The sequence below is a fragment of the Peribacillus sp. NPDC076916 genome (genome assembly GCF_050269675.1).
GTDB lineage: Bacteria > Bacillota > Bacilli > Bacillales > DSM-1321 > Peribacillus > Peribacillus aracenensis.
In genome coordinates this window covers 886,376-908,779 of sequence record NZ_JBNNIU010000002.1, presented here as the reverse complement: position 1 = coordinate 908,779, position 22,404 = coordinate 886,376, and the positions used below count along the sequence as shown (strand labels likewise).

The window sequence follows — 22,404 nt, the reverse complement described above, 5'->3', positions numbered from 1 at the left end:
TTTTATTTTACACTACAAAGTGTAGTGTAAAATGGTAAAAAAATCAAGTGAAAGTCATCCGACAATCACTATGGTCATTCCCAGAAGTAAGACCAAAACATAAATAGAAACGAAAATCGTGGTAGTTTCAGCCCTCAAAGGAATTGATTTATGAGGTTCAATTAATTGCTGAAGTCTATAGTTAACTGATTCATTGGAGAAGTGGACAAGGACTGGAGAGGATTTATCAGTGTAACCATGTTTAATTAACTTCAACAAAGCGGTACTTATGCCTAATTCAGTCCCCATTTTATTAATCGCATTTTCATCGGCTGATAATTCACTTATTATTTTATAATTTTTATGACACCATTTTGTCAGTGGGACAAACCATAACCCATCTGAAATCAACTGAAGACTAAAAATTACGAACGGATCATATTTTTTTTGGTGAAAGGCTTCATGTTCCACTACCGCTTCTAGTTCATCAAAGTCCAATAATCGAATTAAACCAGTACTGAACACAATGAAAGGCCGCCTGAAACCTAGCGTAAACGCAAGAGGCTGTTCAGCGTTCACAACTAAGATATCATTGTTGAAACGATTGAATGTTTCATTTATGGACTTTGTCATATCAACGTTTTTTGAAAGAAAAAGCTTTTGTTTAAATCTTCTGGATAAGAAATATTGCTCTGCAATTGTGAATAATGTGCTTAATATACTATAGGATATTATTATACTGAGCAGGGTGACGACCACAAAGTAGTATACTGAATCTTCCTTAAATAAACTAAAACAAAATTTAAAAAAGTTGGCTTTAATATTCACACCAAAAAAGATATGTACTAAAAACGCCCCCATTTGGCACCATACTGCAAAGGCAATTAAAAGACTCAGGCTTATCACAAAATAAGACTTTCTCTTCCACATTATAATTTATCCTTTTTTAACGCTTGGATTTTTTGTTCCAATTTTTCAATCAAGCTTTGGTCAGCGTCTTTCATGGCATCCAGCATATGGCTTATGACCGCCCCACCAAATTCATCCAGCAAATTCTCAGTCAGCTTCTTTGACTGCTCTTCTAAAAACTCCGCTTTGGTCTGCACCGGGCGAAATAATGAAAGTCTCCCCTCAACCCTCTTTTCAAGAATGCCTTTTTCTACTAATCGATTCATGACGGTCATTACTGTGTTGAAATTGATAGGTTTGTCAAGTTCCAATGATTGCTGAACAGATTTAATGCTCTGTTCATCATTATCCCATAAATACTCCATGATATTAGCTTCCAATGGACCAAAGAAACGATTCAGTCCAACTTCATCATATTTAAAATTTTTAATATTCATCCTTTACCACCTCCCACTACAAATTGTAGTGGAAATCCTTGTTACTATCAAGTTTCATCCGGAAGATTACTATCACGGATTTCTATAGATTGACTTTTCAGGTCCCTACAGTTCTTGCTTTACCAAGTCCTCTGGTTCTCCACCTCCACTCCATTCCTTTTCAGCAGCAAATGATCATCCGTTTATTTTTAAAGCAGGGATAAAAATTTGCTAATAAATTAAAAAACCGAGCCTTTTGGAGGCTCGGTTCACTGATAAATAGTTTCACTTTGTGCAAGTTTCTCTATTTCATCAGAATTATAAAAATGATATCCTTTTGCCGTCGTTTGGGCCGCAGCGTACATTGCAGCAGCTACTTTGTTTGCATTTATTGCACGATATGGACGTACAGGACCCACAAAGACATATTTAGCAAAAGTACTTATCAGCCCAGAAATCTTTTCACCTGCCCTGAATTCCTGGCGTTCTCCAAGTAATAAGGAAGGGCGGAATATATGTACAGTATTCAATTCCAGGTATTTTAGTGTTCCTTCTACATCGCCCTTTACACGACTGTAAAAAAACTTTGATTTTGAATTGGCTCCCATTGCTGTTATGACGAGTAATTTTTCAGCATTCGCTGTCTTTGCCATTTTAGCTGCTTCGATAACATAGTCATAATCCACTTTGCGAAAAGCTTCCTTCGATTTAGCCTTTTTGATCGTAGTACCCAAACAAATGAATACATCGCTGACTTTGAACAAATTGTCATACTCGGATAAATTATCTAAATCCACCACATGTCCTATGCACTTGGGATCAGTGAATTTCATTTCGCTTCTAGTCAGCAGATGGATTTCACTATAGATTTTGCTGTTGCCTAGCTCTTTCACCAACTGGGTGCCGACCAAACCTGTAGCCCCTAAAACCAATGCCGTCTTATTAGTCATGATTCCCTTCTTTCTATAATTAGTACCTTACTATCAATCATATCCTTTTTAACTCTAACCAAGCTTAATAGGACTAAGATAAATGATTTACTTGATTGAAATCATCAATTATCCAAGAGTCGACTTCAAATCTAATCGTACTCAAACATGCATTGAACAATCGCATTTCGTTAGATACGATTGACTCGTTTGACATCAAACGTAAAATAAAATGAATGACGGCACCATGTGCAACAAGTATTACTTTCTTCCCAGGATACACCTTCTGAATTTCCTGGAGGCCATTCATCAGCCTTTTTCGTAAAGATTCCCGATTTTCTTGACCAGGATATTCTTTATTCACGAATGCGGACTCCCTTTCAGCTGCTGTCATTCCTTCAGCGACGCCAAAATTCTTTTCAATGAATTCCATTTTTTCAATAACCGGGACTTCAATATGATGCGAAATGATATCTGCCGTTTCCCTTGCCCTTTTTAGAGGGCTTGAAATAATTACATCCCAATCATTTTTTGACAAAAATTCACCACATTGCCGTGCCTGTATCTTTCCGAGTTCATTTAAAGGAATATCAGTCTGCCCCTGCAGTTTCCCTAGTGCATTCCAATCTGTTTGACCATGCCGCACTAAACAAATAGTAGTAATTGTCCTCAAACCCCTCTAGGTAAATTGTTATTTTTTCACTTCTTCAATGATGGAATGTCCTTCAGTCTGTTCGAGATCTGACCATTTCCATTTTTCATGCAAACGTATCCTTCCATCAGGCAACATTTCAGGGGTGGAAAGACAGCTGCCTCCTCTAATTTCCCCTTTTTCATTGATATGATTATACCTGAATTCCAGAGTTCCATCCAGATTGACAAGCCCTATTAATGTCCCTTTAACAATCTCTCCGCCCTGATAACTTGCTGTGAGAATTGAGCCTTCTTGTGAATAGTGGAAGGTAGTACTTTCTGACACTTCTCCATTTTCAGAATTGACTTTAGCTTTGAATATCCGACCATCATAATTAAACATCATCATTCCCCCATAAGAATTAATAAGGATAATGATACCAAACTAATTAAAAAAAGAATATTGAAAAATCTTACGGGATTTTATTTCTTTGTCGATGGAAATGACACAAAAAATACATAATATTCCCCATTGAATTCCACTATTATATTGTGGTTAGATTATGGAAGATGTTACTTATGGAATGAATAATCCCCCAAGTTGAAACGTCTAATTAAACTGGAAGATGTTGGTGAGGTGCTCAAGTGAAAGAAATACTTCTGATTCTACTATTACAACTTATTTATGTACCGATTTATACGTTGCGAACCATTTTCTTAGTAAAAAATATTACCATACTTGCCTCGATACTTGGTATAGCAGAAATGTTAATATACGTTTTTGGTTTATCCCTAGTATTTGGCGGTGACCAAAGCATACTCGCCATGGTTGTATATGCAGTCGGTTTTGGAATCGGAATAATTTTTGGTACGAAAATTGAGCAAAAACTTGCCATCGGTTTTATTAATGTAACCGTTAATACTCAAACCAAAAATGAACATTTGGTAGATACACTGAGGAACAACGGATTCGGTGTAACTCTTTATACGGGCGAGGGCAGGGATAGCAACCGTTATAGAATGGAAATTTTAACAAAACGCAATCGGGAACAAGAACTGATAGCAACCGTTGAAAAGTTTGAACCAAAGGCTTTCATCATTTCATATGAACCACGTTATTTTAAAGGTGGGTTTTTATTGGATCGGTTGAAAAATAAAGCAAGCTGAATGAAATGCAAAAGCCCATCTTTTCAAGATGGGCTTTTGCATTATTTTGTTTTTGATTTTCTAATCTTCACAGCCCTCGTTACTGGTTGTTTTTTAATCCACTTTAAGTTTTTTTTTAATGCTTCATCATCTTTCAGCAATAACACGGTATTCAGTCGGAAAGCCAGCTCTCGGTTTGAATACAGGGCGTGAATCTGCTTGTGACAAGATTTACAGAGATGGGCAATGGGTAAATGGCTGCCGCCTAATTCTCTAGGTGTTAAATGATGGATGGTCCGTTCTATCTCATCCCTGTCACAAAGCTCACAAGTACCTTTCATTTCATAACTCGTCCATTATGGCTTTACGGATTTTCCTTCTTCAACAATATGAAACATCAAATGGGCAAGATGGTGGATTGGTCCATACTCTTCATTGTCATCATCTTCTTCATTCTCCACTTCCACTTCATCCATCCCTTGTAAATAAAGTGCCATGAACTCATAAAAATCATTTTTAGTAAAGGAATAACAATCGCTTGGATCCTGACTATCTTCTTCATACTGTAAAACTAGATGAGATAAATCACCCTCATCATCTTCAGCATCAAAAAAAACGAAATAGCCGATATTTGTATCCAGTTCAAATAATCTGCGAAAACCGCGTGATGTTGATTTTTCAAACTCAGCCGACGTCAATTTTTGCACTTGCATGCTGTCTACATTATCTTCCTGATGAAAGCCCACGATAAATGTGTTCATAATCTAACCTCCTGTTGAATATGGATAACCATTAGTATCCCCATTTAACCGGATTTATTCGATTTAGAGATTCGCTTCCAAGACAACCGGGCAATGATCGCTGCCCATGACATCGCAGTGAATGTTAGCCTCTATTAAGGAATCTGCCAAACGTTTTGACACAATGAAATAATCGATTCTCCACCCGATATTCCGCTCTCTCACTTTAGCCATATATGACCACCAACTATAGGCACCTTCCCGGTCCGGATAAAAATGGCGAAAAGTATCGATAAACCCTGCATTAAGTAATTCAGTCATCTTTCCACGCTCTTCAATAGTGAAACCGGAATTCCCAATATTGGTTTTTGGGTTTTTTAAATCCAGCTCAGAATGTGCGACATTAAGGTCCCCACAAAAGATAACCGGCTTTACTAAGTCCAGTTCCTTTAGATAATTTATCATCTCATCTTCCCACTCGAGACGGTAATTCAGCCTGGATAAATCCCTTTTTGCATTGGGTGTATAAACATTCACCATATAAAATTTCTCAAATTCCAGTGTTATGATCCTGCCTTCCGGCTCCTCGTTCAGCTCCCCTACGCCATATTTCACGGAAAGCGGTTTTTCCTTCGTGAAAATGGCTGTGCCGGAATATCCTTTTTTCAATGCATAATTCCAATATTGATGGTACCCTTCCAACTCAAGTGAAATCTGCCCTTCTTGTAGCTTAGTTTCTTGAAGGCAAAAAATATCTGCATCCACTTCTTTAAAGTAATCTAAAAACCCTTTTTTTACGCAAGCCCTTATTCCATTCACATTCCAGGAAACCAATTTCATATTTTCTTTAATTCTCCTTATGGCCAATTAATTTCTTTACATTTCAACTATACTATTAATCTGTTTTTTTTCCCATTAGAGTACATTCGAAAACAATCTGGCAAATGATTCTTTTGAACGCTCCAGTAAACCACGCTTGTTATACCCGATGGGATCTAATTTGTCACTATCCATCATATCCTCTTTGTAATGAATGATGAGATCTTCAATGGAATGGCTGCCCATAAGAAAGACATTGACTTCAAAATTCAGATGAAAACTTCTCATATCCATATTTGCCGTTCCTATGGAAGCCATATCACCATCAACGATAATCAGTTTCTGATGTAGAAAACCCTTTTTATACAAGTATACCTCTACACCGAATTGAAGCAGCTCCCCGAAATAGGAGCGACTCCCATATTGGGTTAAAAACCCATCATTTACTGCCGGAACCATAACCCTAACTTGTATCCCCTTAATTGCCGCATGTTTTATGGCTGCCTTAATCGCTTGATTTGGTACGAAGTATGGACTTGCAATCCAGATTGATTCAGTCGCGTTTGTGATAAGTGAAAAGTAAACGGCTCCATCCCCTTGGTCCCCTTTATTCTTGAAATCTGGACGTTCTTGCAATACATCTTCCCCGCTGACATATTCCCAATCCAAAAGGAAAACAGTATGAAGCATAAATACCGCTTCACCTTTAAGTACCATATGTGTATCTCTCCAAAAACCAATGTTTTTATTTCGTCCTAAATATTCCTCCCCTACGTTTAAACCTCCAACAAAGCCAACTTCCCCATCTATGATGATGATTTTACGGTGATTCCTAAAATTAAACTTTTGATTGAAAAATCCGTGTTTCAGTGGCGAAAATGGATATGCTTTTATCCCGGCATTTTGCATCCTTTTAACTTCATTGTTTGAAAGGCTTAAACTTCCGGCAGCATCAAAAATGAATAAAACTTCCACACCATTTTTTGCTTTTTCAATAAGTATATCTATAATTTCAGTACCAAGCCTGTCGGACCGAAAAATATAATATTCAATATGGATGAATTTCTCAGCTTTTTTTAACTGTTTTATGATTTCTGTAAACGTTTCGTTACCATTTTTCAATACTTCCGTTTGCGATGAAGTACTAATGATGGTCTCAGAAGCATTTTTGGCAAAAGCCGCGAATGATTGCTGATGATTATTCAAGAATGATAAATCTGGAGATGATACCTGTGTGACAAGGCTCTTCCATTCTTCACGATCTTTTTTCCTTTTACTTCGAAATAAATACCCCTTTAAATAGAGCTGACCTGAGAATAAATAAAATACATATCCAAATACAGGAAAAAACAAAAGCACATACATCCACAAAAGGGTCTCGTGGGCAAATCTATTTTCAAGCATGAGTGAAAATATGGTAATAAACATGACCAAAATATATAATCCAATAAAAAATAGCTTCACGTCGAAGCTTACTTGAGTGAACAGGATCATATAGATTGAAGCAATTAAAATAAATAAAAATACAAATTCCATTCTTCTTCTTTTCATCTTTTCATTCTCCTACACAGCAATATTATATATATATCTATACATATACCCATATTTGATGGTAAAAGAAACAAAACACTTACGAAAACATTATTCGCAAGTGCTTTGTGTATTACCTATCCAATTATCACTTCAAGACAGGAATCAAACTTTCATACAGCTCAATATACTTTAAGGAAGATGATGTCCAACTGAAGTCTAACTTCATTGCACTTTCGGCCATTTTCCGCCACCTTTTCGGCTGGAATTTGTACAGACCAACAGATTGCTCAATTGTATGCAGCATATCGTGTGCATTATAATTCGTAAAACTGAAGCCATTGCCTTCACCAGTAAATTGATTATACGGTATGACAGTATCCCGAAGTCCACCAGTTTCCCTCACTAGAGGCAGAGTACCATAACGCAACGCCAAAAGCTGGCCGATACCACATGGTTCGAATTGTGACGGCATCAGGAATAAATCAGAACCTGCATATATCCGTCTTGCTAAACCCTCATCAAAGTATGTATTGACTGAAACCTGATTTGGATATTGGTCAGCTAAATGGCGAAATGCCGATTCATATTGCTCATCACCCGTACCTAAGAGAATGAATTGAACTCCTTGGTTCATCATTTCATGAAAAACATGGAGAATAAGATCAATTCCTTTTTGATCAACAAGCCTGGTTACCATCGATATAACCGGGACCCCCTCATTTACAGGAAGGTCTAACGATTCCTGTAGCAGACGCTTATTCTCCATCTTACCCTCATAGGAATCGAATGGAACAGCAAGATGTTCATCTGCCGCCGGATTATATTCTTCATAATCGATTCCGTTGATAATCCCTTTAAGGTCACCATTTCTCTTACGTAAAAAACCATCGAGATTTTCTCCGAAATAAGGACTTTGAATTTCTTCCGCATAACTTGGGCTTACAGTTGTGACAATGTTAGAAAAAGCTAGGCCGCCTTTCAAATAACTTACATTTCCATGAAATTCAAGACCATCGATATTAAAATATAACTCACTCAAATCGAGTAATTCAGCTAAAACAACTTTAGGATAAACTCCTTGATAGCGTAAATTATGTATAGTAAATATCGTTTTAATATCTTGATAGAATGGATGGTTACTATAATGAGCTTTCAGCAAAACGCTGACAAGGGCCGTTTGCCAATCATGACAGTGTATGACATCCGGCTTTTCTCCTAAATAGGGTAAAGCCTCTAAAATTGCACGGGAAAAGAAGGCGAACCTCTCGCCATCATCAAAGAAACCATAACTACCATGTCTTTTGAAATAATATTCATTATCCAGGAAATAATATGTAATTCCATTAGCAACAAGTTTTTCGATGCCGCAGAATTGCTGGCGCCAACCAACAGGAACTTCAATACTCGTCATATGTTCCAATTCCTGTTTAAATTGGTCAGGAAGATCCCCATATTTAGGAAGAATGACACTTACATGGACTCCCTGTTTTTTCAGCGCTTTCGGGAGCGCTCCTATAACGTCTCCGAGCCCTCCCGTTTTTATAAAAGGGGCGCATTCTGAAGCAGCAAATACAACATTCATTGCCGCACCTCCTCTATTAAATTACTTCCGCTTTTTTTATTACAGTAGGCTGTTTTAAACCAATAACTGATTTTTCACTAGTAATTCTCACTTCTTTATCAGTTATGACATTTTCAACGATGGCTCCTTCTTCAATCACGCCTTTTTGCATAATGATGCTATTTCTTATAATCGCACCCTTTTTCACCTTTACCCCCCGGAAGAGTATACTGTTTTCGACAGTCCCTTCAATATCACAACCATTGGCTATTAATGAATTGGCAACCTTCGAAGAACTTGAATATTTGGTTGGTGCCTCATGTTTGATTTTTGTATAAACATCCCAAGTATCCCCGAAGAAAGAACGGATTACTGAAGGGTTCAGGAAATTCATATTACTGGAATGAAAACTTTCAATGGAATGGATGAATGGCATATCTCCAGTAAAATTATAGCCTTTGACTGTAAAGCGATGAAGGTTTGCTTTCACAGCGTCTTTCAAAAAGTCGTATTCCCCACTGGCAACACAGCTTTTGATTAAGTTCACCAATAGCGCTTTACTTATGACGAAGGTTTCTAGACAAACATGGTCACCAGGTCTAGGGATGGTATAAAAGCTAATGTCCGTAATGTCTTCATCCTTATCTACCGAGCATGTGTGATAGATTGGTTTTTCAATCAATTCCCCTACATAATCCTTATATACGACCGTGATATCCGCTTTTTGTTTTTTGTGATAATCAAGCACTTCATTAAAATCCAATTTGCATACATGGCTTCCAGGAGAAATGATGACAGTATCTGCCACTGCACGTTCGAAAAAGCTGAGATGATCATGAAATTGTTTCATATCACCCGTTACCGTTTCATCCGGATGGATAGGGGGCAAGATGTATAAGCCTCCTGAACGCCGAGCCAAGTTCCATTCTTTACCTGAGCCAAGATGATCCATAACAGAAAGATACTTTTCTTTTGGGAAAACGGCTACTTTTGATACATCTGCATTAATGAGATTCGACATCGTAAAGTCAATCAAACGGTAGCGTCCACCAAATGGCACAGATGCTACATTTCGGTGAGCAGTCAGATCTTTTAAATGTTGTCTTTCATTGATTAAGTTAATAATACCCAACACATTTTCCATAGCATCTTCCCCTTTTTCTAATTAAGAGTGATCTTTTTTTTGTTTGGATTGATAATGGTTTGATTTTCACCAATTAAGGTAATATCGGATGTAATCGCTGAATTGCCAACTACGGCACCATCTTCTATAACACAATTTGAGGCTATGATGCTTCTTTCTATATGAACGTTTTCACCAATCGTGACATTAGGCATGATGACTGAATCTTTTATGGTTGACCCATAGCCTACCTGTACATTATAGGATAAAACCGAATGTTCAATTTTCCCATGTATCATGCACCCTTCATTGATAAGCGACTGACTGGCCTCGGCATCCGGTGATATATATTGCGGCGGATGATTTGCATTGCGGGCAAAAATTTTCCATTGCTGATCATCCAACTGGAAATTTGGCGTATCCTCCAATAAGTCCATATGCGCCTGCCAAAGGCTTTCGACCGTTCCGACATCTTTCCAATAATCATTGAAACGATAGGCATATAGCTTTTTTCGGTCTTCAAGCATCTTTGGTATGATGTTGCTGCCGAAATCATTGGAGGAATTTTCATCCTTTTCATCATTTATTAAATACCTTCTTAGGGTTTTCCACTTGAAAAGGTAAACTCCCATTGAAGCGAGATTACTTTTTGGATACTTTGGTTTTTCATCGAATTGAGTGACTTTATCATCATCATTGGTATTCATGATTCCGAAACGACTTGCTTCCTGCCACGGTACTTGAATGACAGCTATGGTTGCCTCTGCATTTTTTTCGATGTGATAATCCAGCATCTTACTGTAATCCATCTTATAAATATGGTCACCCGAGAGAATCAGTACATGTTCCGGATCATAGTTATCAATATATTGGATATTTTGATAAACAGCATTTGCCGTCCCTTTATACCATTCCCCGCCTTCTTTCCCTTGATAAGGGGGAAGTACGGAAACTCCGCCAACATCCAGATCAAGGTCCCAAGCTTTGCCATTACCAACATAATCATTTAGAATCAATGGCTGGTATTGAGTCAGTACCCCAACCGTATCAATACCAGAATGAGTGCAGTTACTTAATGGAAAATCGATGATTCTATATTTACCGCCAAAGGGAACAGCTGGTTTTGCCAAACCGATTGTCAATTCACCTAACCTTGAACCCTGGCCTCCTGCCAATAACATTGCTATCCATTTTTTCGCTCCCATTATTCGTTCACTCTCCCCCGCCTTTTTTTTGTTTGCTTCATAAAAATGGAAATGCCTAATGGAGGTACTGTTATTTCCATGCTGAATGGTTGATTATGGTATGGTTCCTTTTTGACATTAATGGGTTCCTCATTGATCTGACCCGATCCTCCGAAAGCTGCTGAATCACTGCTGAAAACCTCTATATATTTACCCTGTGATGGTACGCCTATTTGATATTGAGCATGGGCCTGTGCAGAAAAATTACAGACAACAATGCAATAATCGCCTTTGCGTTTACCCTTTCTCATAAAGGTAATGATACTCTGTTTACTATTGTTCGGATCTATCCACTCAAATCCTTCCTGGACATGATCAAGTCGCCAAAGGGAGGATGATTGCCTATAAAAATCCTGTAGGGTGCGGAAGTAATAGGCGAGCTTTTCGTGTGATTCATATTCCAAAAGAAGCCAATCCAATTGTTCCTCATCTTTCCATTCTATGAACTGGCCAAACTCACTGCCCATAAATAGAAGCTTCTTTCCGGGATGTGTCATGAAATACCCAAAGAGTAACCGTAGATTAGCGAATTTCTGCCAATAGTCGCCTGGCATCTTATTCAATAAAGACTTCTTGCCATGAACCACTTCATCATGTGAAAAGGGCAAGACGAAATTTTCTGAAAAAGCATAGAAAAAAGAAAATGTTAAGAGACTATGATGATTTGGCCTTTCCCCCGTTTCAAGTTTCATATAACGAAGGATATCGTTAGTCCATCCCATATTCCATTTGTAATTAAAGCCCAGGCCGCCTATATCGGTAGGAGAAGTTATAAGTGGTCGGTCTGTTGCTTCTTCAGCCATCATTAATGCATTCGGATATTTCTCGAAAACCACTTCGTTAAGCTTTTGCAAAAATTGTATGGCCTCCAGGTTTTCCTCACCGCCAAACTGGTTTTTTAGCTTGATCGGCAATGGATTATCATGATTTAAGTAAACCATTGACGATACCGCATCGACACGGATTCCATCAATATGGTATACATCCATCCAAAACATTACATTTGATATAAGGAAACTGATTACTTCAGGTTTGGTAAAATCAAAGTTGTATGTCCCCCATAACGGGCGATCTGCTCTAGTATGATCAATTGGTTCATAGAGAGGCGTACCATCGAAACGGGAAAGTCCATGCGCGTCTTTACAAAAATGGGCGGGAACCCAGTCAAGAATTACACCTATGCCCTTTTGGTGGCAAAGGTTAATTAAATATTTAAAATCTTCCGGCGAGCCGTAACGACTGGTTACAGAATAATAGCCCGTGACCTGGTATCCCCACGATTTATCAAATGGGTGTTCCATTATGGCCATGATTTCAATATGTGTAAAACCATTTTCAATCACATAATCAATCAATCTATCAGCCAATTCACGGTACGAATAAAACTCGCCATCTTCTTTCTGTTTCCATGTTCCTGGGTGCACTTCATAAATGGACATGGGTTTATGATAAATATTTTCCTTTTTCCTATTAGCTATCCACTTCGAATCTTGCCATTCAAAATTATCCAGCCTTTTAATGACCGAGGCTGTATTTGGTCTGACTTCCGAATAAAAGGCATATGGATCGGCTTTTAGGATTCGTTTACTTCCAGGTGTATGTATTTCGTATTTATAGAGTTCCCCTTCTTGTAGTCCTGGTACGAACAACACCCAGATACCTGATCGCTCGATCCGTTTCATCACATGATCTTTTCCGTCCCAATTATTAAAATTACCGACTACTGAAACTTGCTTGGCATGGGGGGCCCAAACGGCGAAGCGTACTCCTTCTTTACCTAATGATGTTACAATGTGTGCCCCAAGCATTTTATAGCTTTCATAAAGGGTCCCTTCATGAAACAAATACAAATCGAAATCGCTTGGATAAATCTCTTGTAGCTGGTCAATAATTGCACTCAATAAAACCCCTCCATCAGTATTGAATCGATAGTATTTTAACCATCCTTCCCCAGTTATTATATATATTCGATGTAAATGATATTAATCCTTCAAATGGAGGTGAAGATATTGTTATAAATAGCCGTTTTTTTGTAAATTCAAACATTTTTCAATAAAAATATACATTAATTGTAAAAAAATATTATTATACCAATAAAAGCTCTCCCCATTTTTTTGGAAAGAGCTTTAAGGTATCATGTATGAATGCTTCATGTTATTTGTTCAGTTCGATTCATGGAAGTCTTCGTCAAAAATAAATAGGATAATGATACTGACCATGCCAAAGGAGTATTCTTGTTTGGAATATTCCTGCCCCCTATATATAATTCGGGTACTTCCCAATTTTCCGGTATGATCATTTTCGTTTTATCTATATATTCCTTAACTTTGTTCATCATTCCAAGTTCAAGGTAGCATAAGCCCAACCACGGAAGCCCGAAACACCATTCCGCCTCTTGACCGTCATTATAATAAACGTCCTTTTCATATCTTATACAACCATTTGTTCTTTCAAGGCGCTCCGTGACATTCTTCAATATTTTAAGTGCTATTTCACGGTCTACCAGCCGATAAGGATAAATTAAGGATAAAAGGGCTAAATCCGTCTCTTTTGAATAACTTTCCCTTGGAAGTAAGAAACGAAGAGTTTCTTCTCCCTTTTTAATCAGTTCTTCCTTGACGTTGACCAGCATTTTGACTGAATTCAAACCAGCCACACATGCACCTATGCTAGAAGCGTGGATTTCTATATTTTCTTCCCACATCCCGTTATCTTCCGATTGCCAATATTGCAGGCATTCCAAGTAATTGACCAACTTTTGAACAATTTGTAAATCCCGTTGATTTCTCATCACCTTTTTACCATGCCTATACCCTTCACCGACACCCCATAAAAAGGCACCTATCGCATCATTCTGGGCATGCCCCCACTCATCGGGCAGTTCTTTAAGCTCAGTGGAATACCTTGCATGGATATGTTCAAATAAAAACTTGGGTTTCTGTTCCGTATGAATATCTATCTTCCACTCATAGGATTGAAATAAGTCGAATAAAGCATGATATGCTTTCTCGTAACGATTGGATGGATCATTTATAAAAGGGATTACTGTATAAACGACATCCCTTATCCAGACATAATTATAATCATCGGAAACGCTTGCAGTATATGCGCCATTAGGAAGCCGCATGCGATCAAGAACCTCTAGTGCACCTTTCACATTCATTAATTGAACACCTCCATAGTAATTTGCCTATTCCCATTGTTGACAGGCTCACATTTTCTAAACGTTTGTTGTTTCATTTTCAATTAGAAGCGCTTTCAATTCAACTAACCAAAACAATTTTTCAGAAGTACATTCACCTTAGTTTATGTAATCACTGCCCTTTTTGATAATCAAGCTTCCAATGTTCATTAAAAAGCGTCATTTGCCTAACCGAAACGAACTAAAAAAAGCTGCCTGTCATGAAATAAGTTCTTTGGAAAATAAAAAACCAGTAATGGCAATCCATTACTGGTTATATCGGCCTATCATTTAAATGTTTAGTATATATTAAAAGAAAAATCGTAATATCATCAATGAAAGCACGCCAATCATAACCGTACCCAATAGACTTCTCGTAAAAATGGCAACCAGGAAAGCCGGTAAAGCTGCGGCCAAATTCAACGCATTATCCTTAATTGAAAAGACCTGTTCCGATAATAGAAGTTCTTGAGCCAACAACGCCGCCATTACAGCCACTGGCACATGCTTTAGCCAATCGATGCCCCACTTTGGAATCTCCACTTTACTAAGCAGTACCAAAGGAACGACTCTAGGTATGAAAGTTACAATCGAAATCCCTACAATCACAGCAAGGATATATCCGCTTATTTCCACCTGCCAATCACCATCCCTATCGTTGCAGCTACAACAGTTGCCACTATGACGCCAGTACTGCCAGGAAAGAAGAAACTTACTGCAACAACAATTAATATGCTGCTAAAAGCGACTGCAAGATCTATAAAAAAGTCCTTTTTACTTAATATTTGCAGAACTAAAAGGCCGATAAACATCGCTGGCAGGGCGAAGTCCATCCCATATTTTTCGGGATTTGGAATCCATTGGCCAAAGAAACCGCCGGCCATATTTGCAATGAACCAATTTAAATAGGCTGCAAGATTCAGTCCAAGCATCCATTGAAAATCAAGTTGTTTCCTCTTCTGTGCCGCCGTGACGGCCACTCCAAAGGTTTCATCAGTTAATAAGGCTCCGGTTATCAGGTTTTGTTTCAAACTTTGCTGCTTGAAATATGGAGCCAATGCAGCACTAAGTAATAGATGGCGACTGTTCACAAAAAAAATCGTAAAAATTATGGCCGATACTGGATGACTTGCAGCTATCATCCCCGCACTATGAATTGACCAGACCCTGCATAGAGTAAAAGCGACATAAGTGCCACTTCAATCATACTTAATCCAGACGTTTTTTCGACGACCCCTGCAGCAAAACCGATACTTAGGTATCCCAATAATGTAGGAATGCAATCCTTTACTCCTTGCCAAAAGCCCTCCCCGTCATTAACCTCGGTAAATCCATCGCTTTTCCATTCAGCACTATCCTGACTAATAAAATTCCACCCTTGTTTTTATCAATTGCTTTTCAGCTTGCCAAGCAGAATTGGCAACTCCCTATATATTTCGATGATTTGTTCTATCGGCATTCTTACTAAACCGCTGGAAGAAGGGGCAACGAATTCAATGGTCTCATTCAATGAAGGTTCTTCTTGAAGCCCCCAAGAGATTTTTCGTAATTGACGATATTCCTGATAGACACCCTTGCCTACAAAACAGACTAATTTAGGTTTATACTTTTCAATTTTCCTTTTTAATTGCTTCCTTCCTTTTATGTACTCTTCTTTAGTGATTTCGTCCGCACCTTTTGTAGGCCTTGAAACGATGTTGGTAAAACCATAACCTAGTTCCAGTAAAGACGAGTCTTCCGTTGGTTCATATTTCCTTGGTGTCAACCCCGACTCGAAGAGGATTCTCCAAAAGCGATTGTTTGGATTCGCATAATGATGGCCAGTCTGGCCTGAACGAATGCTTGGATTGAAACCTACGAACAATATATCCAAATCTTCCTTTAAGTGATCAGAGATGCCCTCCATATTAAAACTCCTTTTAAAATTTGCTTTTTACTATTTAATCATTGTACAAAACTGAAAAATATTTAACTACTTTTCCGCCATTTTCACGACTTATATTAAAAACTAAGGCTCTTTTCGTTAAGATTGTTGTTTTTAAAACGAGACTATTTAAGGTTGATTGGAGTGAAAGTGCGAGACTCCTGCGGGAGCAGCGGGACAGGTGAGACCACACAGGCGTTTACGCCGAGGAGGCTCACTGCCCACCCCGCGGAAAACGAGCATCTGGAGGAGGAAAATCACACTGTTTTACTTGGTTTGTTGCAGTTAGTGAACCGGTAAAAAAACAAATACAAAATTACTTTCCAAAGAATACTTCAGTAAATGCAATGGATTTGATAACCGATCTCTCCCCATTCCCCTTCATTGGAATTATGAAGAAAAGTGAATATCCTTTGAGTGCCCAATTTTATACTCACCAAGACAACCCGGCAAAAAGCAAAAACGTGCATACTTTTAAACAAAGCTTTCAGGGATTCAAAATTAGAGGATGCACCCATTCTTCATGTAATCATCGTCGAAAACGACATCCAGCTAATGGACATTAAAGCATGTAGCTGATAGCATCTAATTTTCATGTAAGAAAGAGTTCATTCATTTCACTGGGTACAAAAGCATGTGAAAGTGGACATGCTGACCCATTGTAGTTACGGGCCTGGTTTCTTTGGAAACAAAGGCATGCGAAAGATCCTTTTATTTTTTATGGAAATCTCGGATATTTTGGGACGGTGAATTAGCCTCCATCAACTAAATCCCGATGTTCAAACAGGCAGGGATATAAAATCGATAATAAAAAATATTATAACGCTTATTATATTATATGAAAGTACACTCAATCATTTGAACTATATGCATTTCCATAAATTAATGGTTCTGCTGCTGTTCTAAAATTATTAAATCTCTCACGATAGCTGACTTTTATAAAGGGGATACTATTGATTAATCTGCTAGGAGAATAAACCGGGGCTTCAATCTCTCGATAATTAAGACAGTTAAATCTATTTCACATTATCAAGAACCTTTATTAAACAGCAACAACTTTAAAGGGGTAATCCATGGCAAATTACTTTACTCGTAGGCATTTATGTACCTACGAGTTTTTAAGTTACGTTTCTTAATACGCTTTTGTGTATATTCGCTTCTTTCAAGCTCGGAAATCAGGAAACATTTTGCCGTTGTTCGATATGATCATGTTTTCTAGCATTGGACATCTTATTGATTGTAAGAAGAATTCCAGAAAGCCATATAATCACGATGCCTGTATAGATATATATATGAGCTTCAATCGGAATCCATGTAGCTAATAATGTTCTTACATTGATTAAGATAATGAAACCACCCACTAAAACACCCATTAATTGAGCAGGAAGCATCCTGACGAGCCAGGCTGCAATCGGTGCGGCAACCACACCACCAATTATCAATGCTACGACCCAAAGCCAATTGACAGCTTCCCATCCAAGCGAAATGATAAAACCAAGACTTCCGAAGAAAGCAATGGCAAATTCACTCGTATCTACCGTCCCTACGGCTTTCCTCGCCGTCATGCCTTTTTTTGACAATAAAACGGGCGTTGCAATCGGTCCCCAACCGCCTCCGCCTGTTGCATCACAAAAGCCTGCAAAAAGGCCTAACGGAATGGATTGTTTTGCGGTCAATGGCTTTACGATTTCAGTTTCCTTCGACGGTTTAAAAATAAATAAAAAGCGGAATAAAACGTATACACCCAGGCCAAATAAAAATATGGCAATATACGGTTTTGCTAATTCCGCTGGCAGGTTGCTCAGGAAACATGCACCTACAAATGCACCAACAGAACCTGGAATGATCAAGCGATAGACCATATTTCTATCCACGTTCCCAAACTTTATATGCGAAGCTCCGGATACTGCTGTGGTCACTACTTCCGATAAATGAACAGATGCGGATGCTACTGCAGGGGCAATCCCGAATGTCAGCAATAAGGAAGTGGAACTCACTCCATACCCCATTCCAAGCGAACCATCGATTAATTGGGCAAAAAACCCGATAAAGGCTAAAACGATTAACTTTTTCATGACATTCCCCTTTTTTTACAAAAATAGAACCTAAATAACACCGACCCGATGGTACCGTTTACTGTATAAATCATTTAGATTTCCGTTAAGACACAAAGAGGCACCTAACCAAAATGAAATGACATGTTGGTTAGGTGCCTTCAGTTTTTCTGATCAGCCCAATGATATATTTTCTTCAGCTTCTACTGGTAAAAGCCTAGCTAAAAAACGATATCTTTCTTTTAGGGAATATTTATAAATATCCTCTATTGAATCTTTCAATAACTTGGATTTTTCCTCTTTTGAAAATGAACCATTCTTTATTATCATCCTTGCTTCAAAAAGGAATTCAAGATATTCTTCATATGATTCATCATATACTTTACCTAAGTCATTCCGAATTTTTTTTGCGAGCGTTGGACTTGCTCCATTGGTGGAAACACTTATGGAAAGCATGCCTCTATTCAATGTCGCCGGTATATGAAAATTTCCCAGCTCATGATTACTGATTACGTTCACCAACTGACTTTCGGATGCATTTTCGTACACTCGTTCATTAACTTCAGTAGAGTTTGTTGCAACAATGATTAAAAACGCATCTTTATAGTCTGTTTCTTCCACTTGTTTAAGTAAAACTCGAATCTTACCTTCTTTCTCCAACAATTGAAAACCTGTGCATATCTCGGGGCTTACGACTGTCACATCAGCACCGGCTTCCAATAATGGACCCGCTTTAAAGAAACCAATTTTTCCACCGCCGATGATGACACACTTTCTTTTCTCAATATTAAGCGTAATTGGATACATAAGCTCCCTCCTCACTCACTTCATGAATTCGTTCCGATATGGCTTTTTCAATCTTTGGGTGATAACCTAGGTATCGGCAAAGTATGAATTTCTGCTTCCCCTTTTTTTGGATCATTTTTATACTATTTTCGATGGACTGCATTAAGAGACCGGTAAACAATAGGTAAGGAATGATAAATACTTGGTTTGATCGAGATTCCTGTGCAAATTCCAATGCTTCTCCTAAGCTCGGTGTGGCAGCTGTCAAATAACACTCTTGCACACGGATTTTTTGAAACCTATTCCTTAGCAAATCGGCCAACCGAGACAAATCCCTTTTAACGTCGGGATCACTGCTTCCCCTTCCAACCAATAAAACCAAGGAATCCTCCGTAACCTTTACATTTGTTTCCTCCAACCGTTCCACTAAAATGTCAACCATTTTATCACTGACACCAATCGGCCTTCCGTATTTCAAGTCCACGGCAGGGTACCGTTCTTTCATTTTGTTCAATATGAATGGAATATCATGTTTTGCATGTACAGCTGTCAGCAATAGAACTGGAATGGCAATGATTCTCGTCGCACCCTTTTGTACGCACCGTTCGTATACTTCTTCAATCGTAGGAGTTTCCAATTCCAAGAAGCAATACTCTTGAATGGAATTGGGCTGTGCTTGCATACAAACTTTAATAAAATCAATGGCTTGGGCTGAAGCTTCTTTAACACGGCTTCCATGGCAAATATATAAAATGGCTTCCATTAAAAGGCCTCATTCGCCAACAAATTTTCGGTTTGTTTTCCTTCAAACCATTTAATTTTTTCTCGTAAATTAACGACATCGCCCACGACTATCATGCAAGGATTCGAAATCTGTTCGTTATTGGCGGTTTCCACTATATTAGCCAATGTACTGACTGCTGTTTTTTGCGTTTTTAATGTCCCCCAATGAATAAGGGCTACCGGAGTCTCAGGACTTTTTCCATGTTCCAATAGTTTTCCTTGAATATATGGCAGGTTTTTAACGCCCATGTAAATGGCCAATGTATCGATTCCTTTTGCAAGGGATTCCCACTTGATATTATCCTCTTCATCCTTTTTCCGATGACCGGTAACAATTGCAAATGATGAAGCGTGGTCCCTATGTGTAACTGGAATTCCCGCATAAGCTGTAGCGGCGATTCCAGCCGTAATTCCGGGTACGACCTCATAGCTCACGCCACTTTTGGCAAGGGCTTCCGCTTCCTCCCCGCCTCTCCCAAAGACGAAAGGATCTCCGCCTTTCAAGCGGGTGACTATTTTCCCCTTTTTTGCATATTTGACCAGGAACCGATTGATGGTATCCTGCTGCAATAAATGATAATCCGGCAGTTTACCGCAATTAATCAGCTCTACACCGGCTTTTGCATGATTCAATAGTTCTTTATTCACAAGTCGATCATATAAAATGACATCAGCTTCTTGAATGCATTTTAATCCTTTTAATGTAATTAAATCTGGATCTCCGGGACCGGCTCCTACTAGATATACTTTCCCCATTTTTGCAACCTGCCTTCCCTTAGAGAATTGTTTCGAATTCCGATAAAACGAAACCTGCTCCATTTTTAATTTTCCTTTTTTCATATAATGAGATGTCATCCACTTCAGGCAATTTCAAATAATGCTTTTCCAGTTCGATATCAACAAGTTCAAACGCCTTTTCATCTGAATCTGCAACAATGATGACATGGATTGGTTTTTCTTCGATAGTGACTTCAAAACGGTATAGATTCATGGAATGCTTACCTTCCCCTATTAAACGGAAACTCCCGCTAATATATCATCAAGTTTAATTTGTAACTCGTCTACCCCTATCCTTTCCACAAAATCGAGAAAGGTTTCTGATAGAAGTTTTGTTTCTTTGAAAAATAGGATCAATTCTTTCAACACATGATAGAGCTGATCAGCTTCCACTTTTCCTTTAAGTTTTTCATTGAACTTCCCGCCTTCGTCCAGCGTTCCTCCAACGTATATTTCAAAAGCCTCGACCATCTTTTTGTCCTGGTTTTTCATTTTTATGCCTTGCAGCCCTATTTCGGCGATGGCTCTTTGACCGCAATTATTCGGACAGCCGACCATATGCATCCTTACAGGTACATCGAGATCTATTTCCTTGTCCAGTAATTCAGAAATGGTCCTCATTCGATTTTTAGTTTCAACAAGGGCCAGGTTGCAATATTCGATGCCTGTACAAGAAACGGAATAACCAATGAATTTCTTTGGTTGATATGGAAATCTTTCAAAGATGGTTTCCTGCTTTAATTCCTCAAGATTTGAATCCGGCACATTAGGAATGATTAGATTTTGGGAATTACAGTTGCGGATTTCACCATTTCCATATTTTTTCGCAAGTTCGGCAAACTCGATCACTTCGTCCGGATTTAGACGACCCACTGGTATATTGACTCCAACATAGTTAAGACCATCTTGCTTTTGTTTATGGATGCCGTAGAAATAACCTGCATTCCATCCCTTCACCGCACTTTCTCCCTTTTCAGGAAGCGGACCGGTGTATTCCAGCAATTTTTCCTTGAATTGTTCAGGACCCCAGTCAGCAACAAGGAATTTCAAGCGCGAGCGATGACGCTTTTCACGGTACCCAAAGTCACGGAATATCGTCGTGATGGCGGCTGCTACTTCCACTGTTTTTTCAGGTAAAATGAATAAATCGAGTTCTTCTGCCAGCATCGGAACGGAGGAAAGCCCCCCGCCTACTTTCACGTGAAAACCAACTTCCGTCACCCCATCGATTTCTTTAGTGGCTGGATTGAATGAAACACAGTTGATTTCAGCATTCGAAGCATTATGGATATTAGCACTGATGGACATTTTATATTTCCTCGGAAGGTTCGAATAGTCTTCGTTAAGGCGGAAATACTCAAATACATCATAAAGGACCTCGCGTGTATCAAAAAGTTCATCGGGATCGATGCCTGCCAATGCATTCCCGATGATATTACGTGTGATATCACCACAAGCACCAGCCGTAGTCATTCCAACCTTTTCCAAACGATTTAAGATATCCGGGACTTGTTCGATAGTCAGCCAGTGGAATTGAATGGCTTGACGGGTTGTAATATCATATACACCCCTCCCGTAATCTTTAGCGATGTTAGCTAGAGTTATTTGTTGATCATACGTCAGGATACCTCCGGGAATAACGACTCGCATCATCCAGTAACCAGCTTCTTTTGGCCGTTGCAGGTATAGACCTGCCCACTTGAACATATCCCAATTCTCTTTAGGGATGGAATCAAAACCATTTGCTGCGTAATGTGGAATATCATCAAATATCTTCAATCCGTCTTTTTCCAATTTCCAGATTTCCGTTTTATTTTTAGCGATTAGTGGATTTTCCGACCAAAATTTTTCGTAAACCATTACATTT

General features: G+C 38.6%; 23 protein-coding genes and 1 pseudogene. 1 reads left to right on the top strand and 23 read right to left on the bottom strand.

The features are described 5' to 3' along the window. Positions 1–54: 54 nt before the first annotated feature. The 5 genes from ACQKFG_RS09320 to ACQKFG_RS09300 form a co-directional block, all read right to left on the bottom strand. Complete coding sequence (locus ACQKFG_RS09320; RefSeq protein ID WP_427558117.1) at positions 55–909, bottom strand: M56 family metallopeptidase; 855 nt, start codon at positions 907–909, stop codon at positions 55–57. Further along, positions 909–1,325: a BlaI/MecI/CopY family transcriptional regulator gene (locus tag ACQKFG_RS09315; RefSeq protein ID WP_192204917.1), complete on the bottom strand. Its 417-nt coding sequence runs from the start codon at positions 1,323–1,325 to the stop codon at positions 909–911. The genes ACQKFG_RS09320 and ACQKFG_RS09315 overlap by 1 nt, the downstream gene beginning before the upstream one ends. A gap of 248 nt (positions 1,326–1,573) precedes the next feature. After that, complete coding sequence (locus ACQKFG_RS09310; protein ID WP_192204918.1) at positions 1,574–2,254, bottom strand: NAD(P)H-binding protein; 681 nt, start codon at positions 2,252–2,254, stop codon at positions 1,574–1,576. 73 nt (positions 2,255–2,327) lie between these two features. Next, on the bottom strand, positions 2,328–2,897 hold the full coding sequence (locus tag ACQKFG_RS09305; RefSeq protein ID WP_427558252.1) for a histidine phosphatase family protein: 570 nt from the start codon (positions 2,895–2,897) through the stop codon (positions 2,328–2,330). A gap of 27 nt (positions 2,898–2,924) precedes the next feature. Further along, positions 2,925–3,269 (bottom strand): n-acetylglutamate synthase, encoded by a 345-nt coding sequence (locus tag ACQKFG_RS09300; RefSeq protein ID WP_427558113.1) that lies wholly within the window; start codon positions 3,267–3,269, stop codon positions 2,925–2,927. A gap of 242 nt (positions 3,270–3,511) precedes the next feature. On the opposite strand from ACQKFG_RS09300, the gene ACQKFG_RS09295 reads away from it, so the two are divergent. Further along, positions 3,512–4,033, top strand: coding sequence for a DUF2179 domain-containing protein (locus ACQKFG_RS09295; RefSeq protein ID WP_034306915.1), 522 nt, complete (start codon positions 3,512–3,514; stop codon positions 4,031–4,033). A 41-nt stretch (positions 4,034–4,074) separates the two neighbouring features. Here ACQKFG_RS09295 and ACQKFG_RS09290 read toward each other — a convergent pair whose 3' ends face one another. From ACQKFG_RS09290 to ACQKFG_RS09205, 18 genes and pseudogenes are all read right to left on the bottom strand, one after another. Further along, on the bottom strand, positions 4,075–4,353 hold the full coding sequence (locus tag ACQKFG_RS09290) for an HNH endonuclease (protein ID WP_427558110.1): 279 nt from the start codon (positions 4,351–4,353) through the stop codon (positions 4,075–4,077). 15 nt (positions 4,354–4,368) lie between these two features. After that, positions 4,369–4,773, bottom strand: a complete 405-nt coding sequence (locus ACQKFG_RS09285; protein ID WP_192204920.1) for a cytosolic protein — start codon at positions 4,771–4,773, stop codon at positions 4,369–4,371. Positions 4,774–4,836: 63 nt separating this feature from the next. Continuing rightward, positions 4,837–5,592: an exodeoxyribonuclease III gene (locus ACQKFG_RS09280; RefSeq protein ID WP_192204921.1), complete on the bottom strand. Its 756-nt coding sequence runs from the start codon at positions 5,590–5,592 to the stop codon at positions 4,837–4,839. Between the two features lie 75 nt (positions 5,593–5,667). Further along, complete coding sequence (cls, locus tag ACQKFG_RS09275; RefSeq protein WP_427558105.1) at positions 5,668–7,122, bottom strand: cardiolipin synthase; 1,455 nt, start codon at positions 7,120–7,122, stop codon at positions 5,668–5,670. Positions 7,123–7,249: 127 nt separating this feature from the next. Further along, entirely contained in the window at positions 7,250–8,686 is a 1,437-nt protein-coding gene (gene glgA, locus ACQKFG_RS09270; protein ID WP_427558102.1) for a glycogen synthase GlgA, read from the bottom strand. A 16-nt stretch (positions 8,687–8,702) separates the two neighbouring features. After that, positions 8,703–9,809 carry a glucose-1-phosphate adenylyltransferase subunit GlgD gene (glgD, locus tag ACQKFG_RS09265; RefSeq protein WP_427558099.1) on the bottom strand — a complete coding sequence of 369 codons (1,107 nt, stop codon included), beginning with the start codon at positions 9,807–9,809 and terminating at the stop codon, positions 8,703–8,705. Between the two features lie 17 nt (positions 9,810–9,826). Then, positions 9,827–10,993 carry a glucose-1-phosphate adenylyltransferase gene (locus ACQKFG_RS09260; RefSeq protein ID WP_286182190.1) on the bottom strand — a complete coding sequence of 389 codons (1,167 nt, stop codon included), beginning with the start codon at positions 10,991–10,993 and terminating at the stop codon, positions 9,827–9,829. After that, positions 10,993–12,933 (bottom strand): 1,4-alpha-glucan branching protein GlgB, encoded by a 1,941-nt coding sequence (glgB, locus tag ACQKFG_RS09255; RefSeq protein WP_192204925.1) that lies wholly within the window; start codon positions 12,931–12,933, stop codon positions 10,993–10,995. The genes ACQKFG_RS09260 and glgB overlap by 1 nt, the downstream gene beginning before the upstream one ends. A 248-nt stretch (positions 12,934–13,181) precedes the next feature. Further along, positions 13,182–14,195, bottom strand: a complete 1,014-nt coding sequence (locus ACQKFG_RS09250; RefSeq protein WP_192204926.1) for a glycoside hydrolase family 15 protein — start codon at positions 14,193–14,195, stop codon at positions 13,182–13,184. Between the two features lie 327 nt (positions 14,196–14,522). Then, positions 14,523–14,849, bottom strand: coding sequence for an AzlD domain-containing protein (locus ACQKFG_RS09245; protein ID WP_427558094.1), 327 nt, complete (start codon positions 14,847–14,849; stop codon positions 14,523–14,525). Continuing rightward, a pseudogene (locus ACQKFG_RS09240) lies at positions 14,840–15,579 on the bottom strand (AzlC family ABC transporter permease). The gene ACQKFG_RS09245 and the pseudogene ACQKFG_RS09240 overlap by 10 nt, the downstream one beginning before the upstream one ends. A 21-nt stretch (positions 15,580–15,600) precedes the next feature. Then, on the bottom strand, positions 15,601–16,119 hold the full coding sequence (locus tag ACQKFG_RS09235) for a mismatch-specific DNA-glycosylase (RefSeq protein WP_349728376.1): 519 nt from the start codon (positions 16,117–16,119) through the stop codon (positions 15,601–15,603). Between the two features lie 1,193 nt (positions 16,120–17,312). After that, positions 17,313–18,212: a sulfite exporter TauE/SafE family protein gene (locus ACQKFG_RS09230; RefSeq protein ID WP_342613927.1), complete on the bottom strand. Its 900-nt coding sequence runs from the start codon at positions 18,210–18,212 to the stop codon at positions 17,313–17,315. A 153-nt stretch (positions 18,213–18,365) separates the two neighbouring features. Beyond that, on the bottom strand, positions 18,366–18,998 hold the full coding sequence (locus tag ACQKFG_RS09225) for an NAD(P)-binding protein (RefSeq protein ID WP_427558089.1): 633 nt from the start codon (positions 18,996–18,998) through the stop codon (positions 18,366–18,368). Further along, positions 18,979–19,740 (bottom strand): sirohydrochlorin chelatase, encoded by a 762-nt coding sequence (locus ACQKFG_RS09220; RefSeq protein ID WP_349728373.1) that lies wholly within the window; start codon positions 19,738–19,740, stop codon positions 18,979–18,981. Before ACQKFG_RS09220 ends, ACQKFG_RS09225 begins: the two co-directional genes overlap by 20 nt. After that, positions 19,740–20,516 carry a uroporphyrinogen-III C-methyltransferase gene (cobA, locus tag ACQKFG_RS09215; RefSeq protein WP_427558086.1) on the bottom strand — a complete coding sequence of 259 codons (777 nt, stop codon included), beginning with the start codon at positions 20,514–20,516 and terminating at the stop codon, positions 19,740–19,742. Before cobA ends, ACQKFG_RS09220 begins: the two co-directional genes overlap by 1 nt. A gap of 19 nt (positions 20,517–20,535) precedes the next feature. Continuing rightward, positions 20,536–20,751 carry a DUF3906 family protein gene (locus tag ACQKFG_RS09210; protein ID WP_349728371.1) on the bottom strand — a complete coding sequence of 72 codons (216 nt, stop codon included), beginning with the start codon at positions 20,749–20,751 and terminating at the stop codon, positions 20,536–20,538. 20 nt (positions 20,752–20,771) lie between these two features. Beyond that, positions 20,772–22,397, bottom strand: coding sequence for a nitrite/sulfite reductase (locus ACQKFG_RS09205; protein WP_427558083.1), 1,626 nt, complete (start codon positions 22,395–22,397; stop codon positions 20,772–20,774). Between the last annotated feature and the right edge of the window lie 7 nt (positions 22,398–22,404).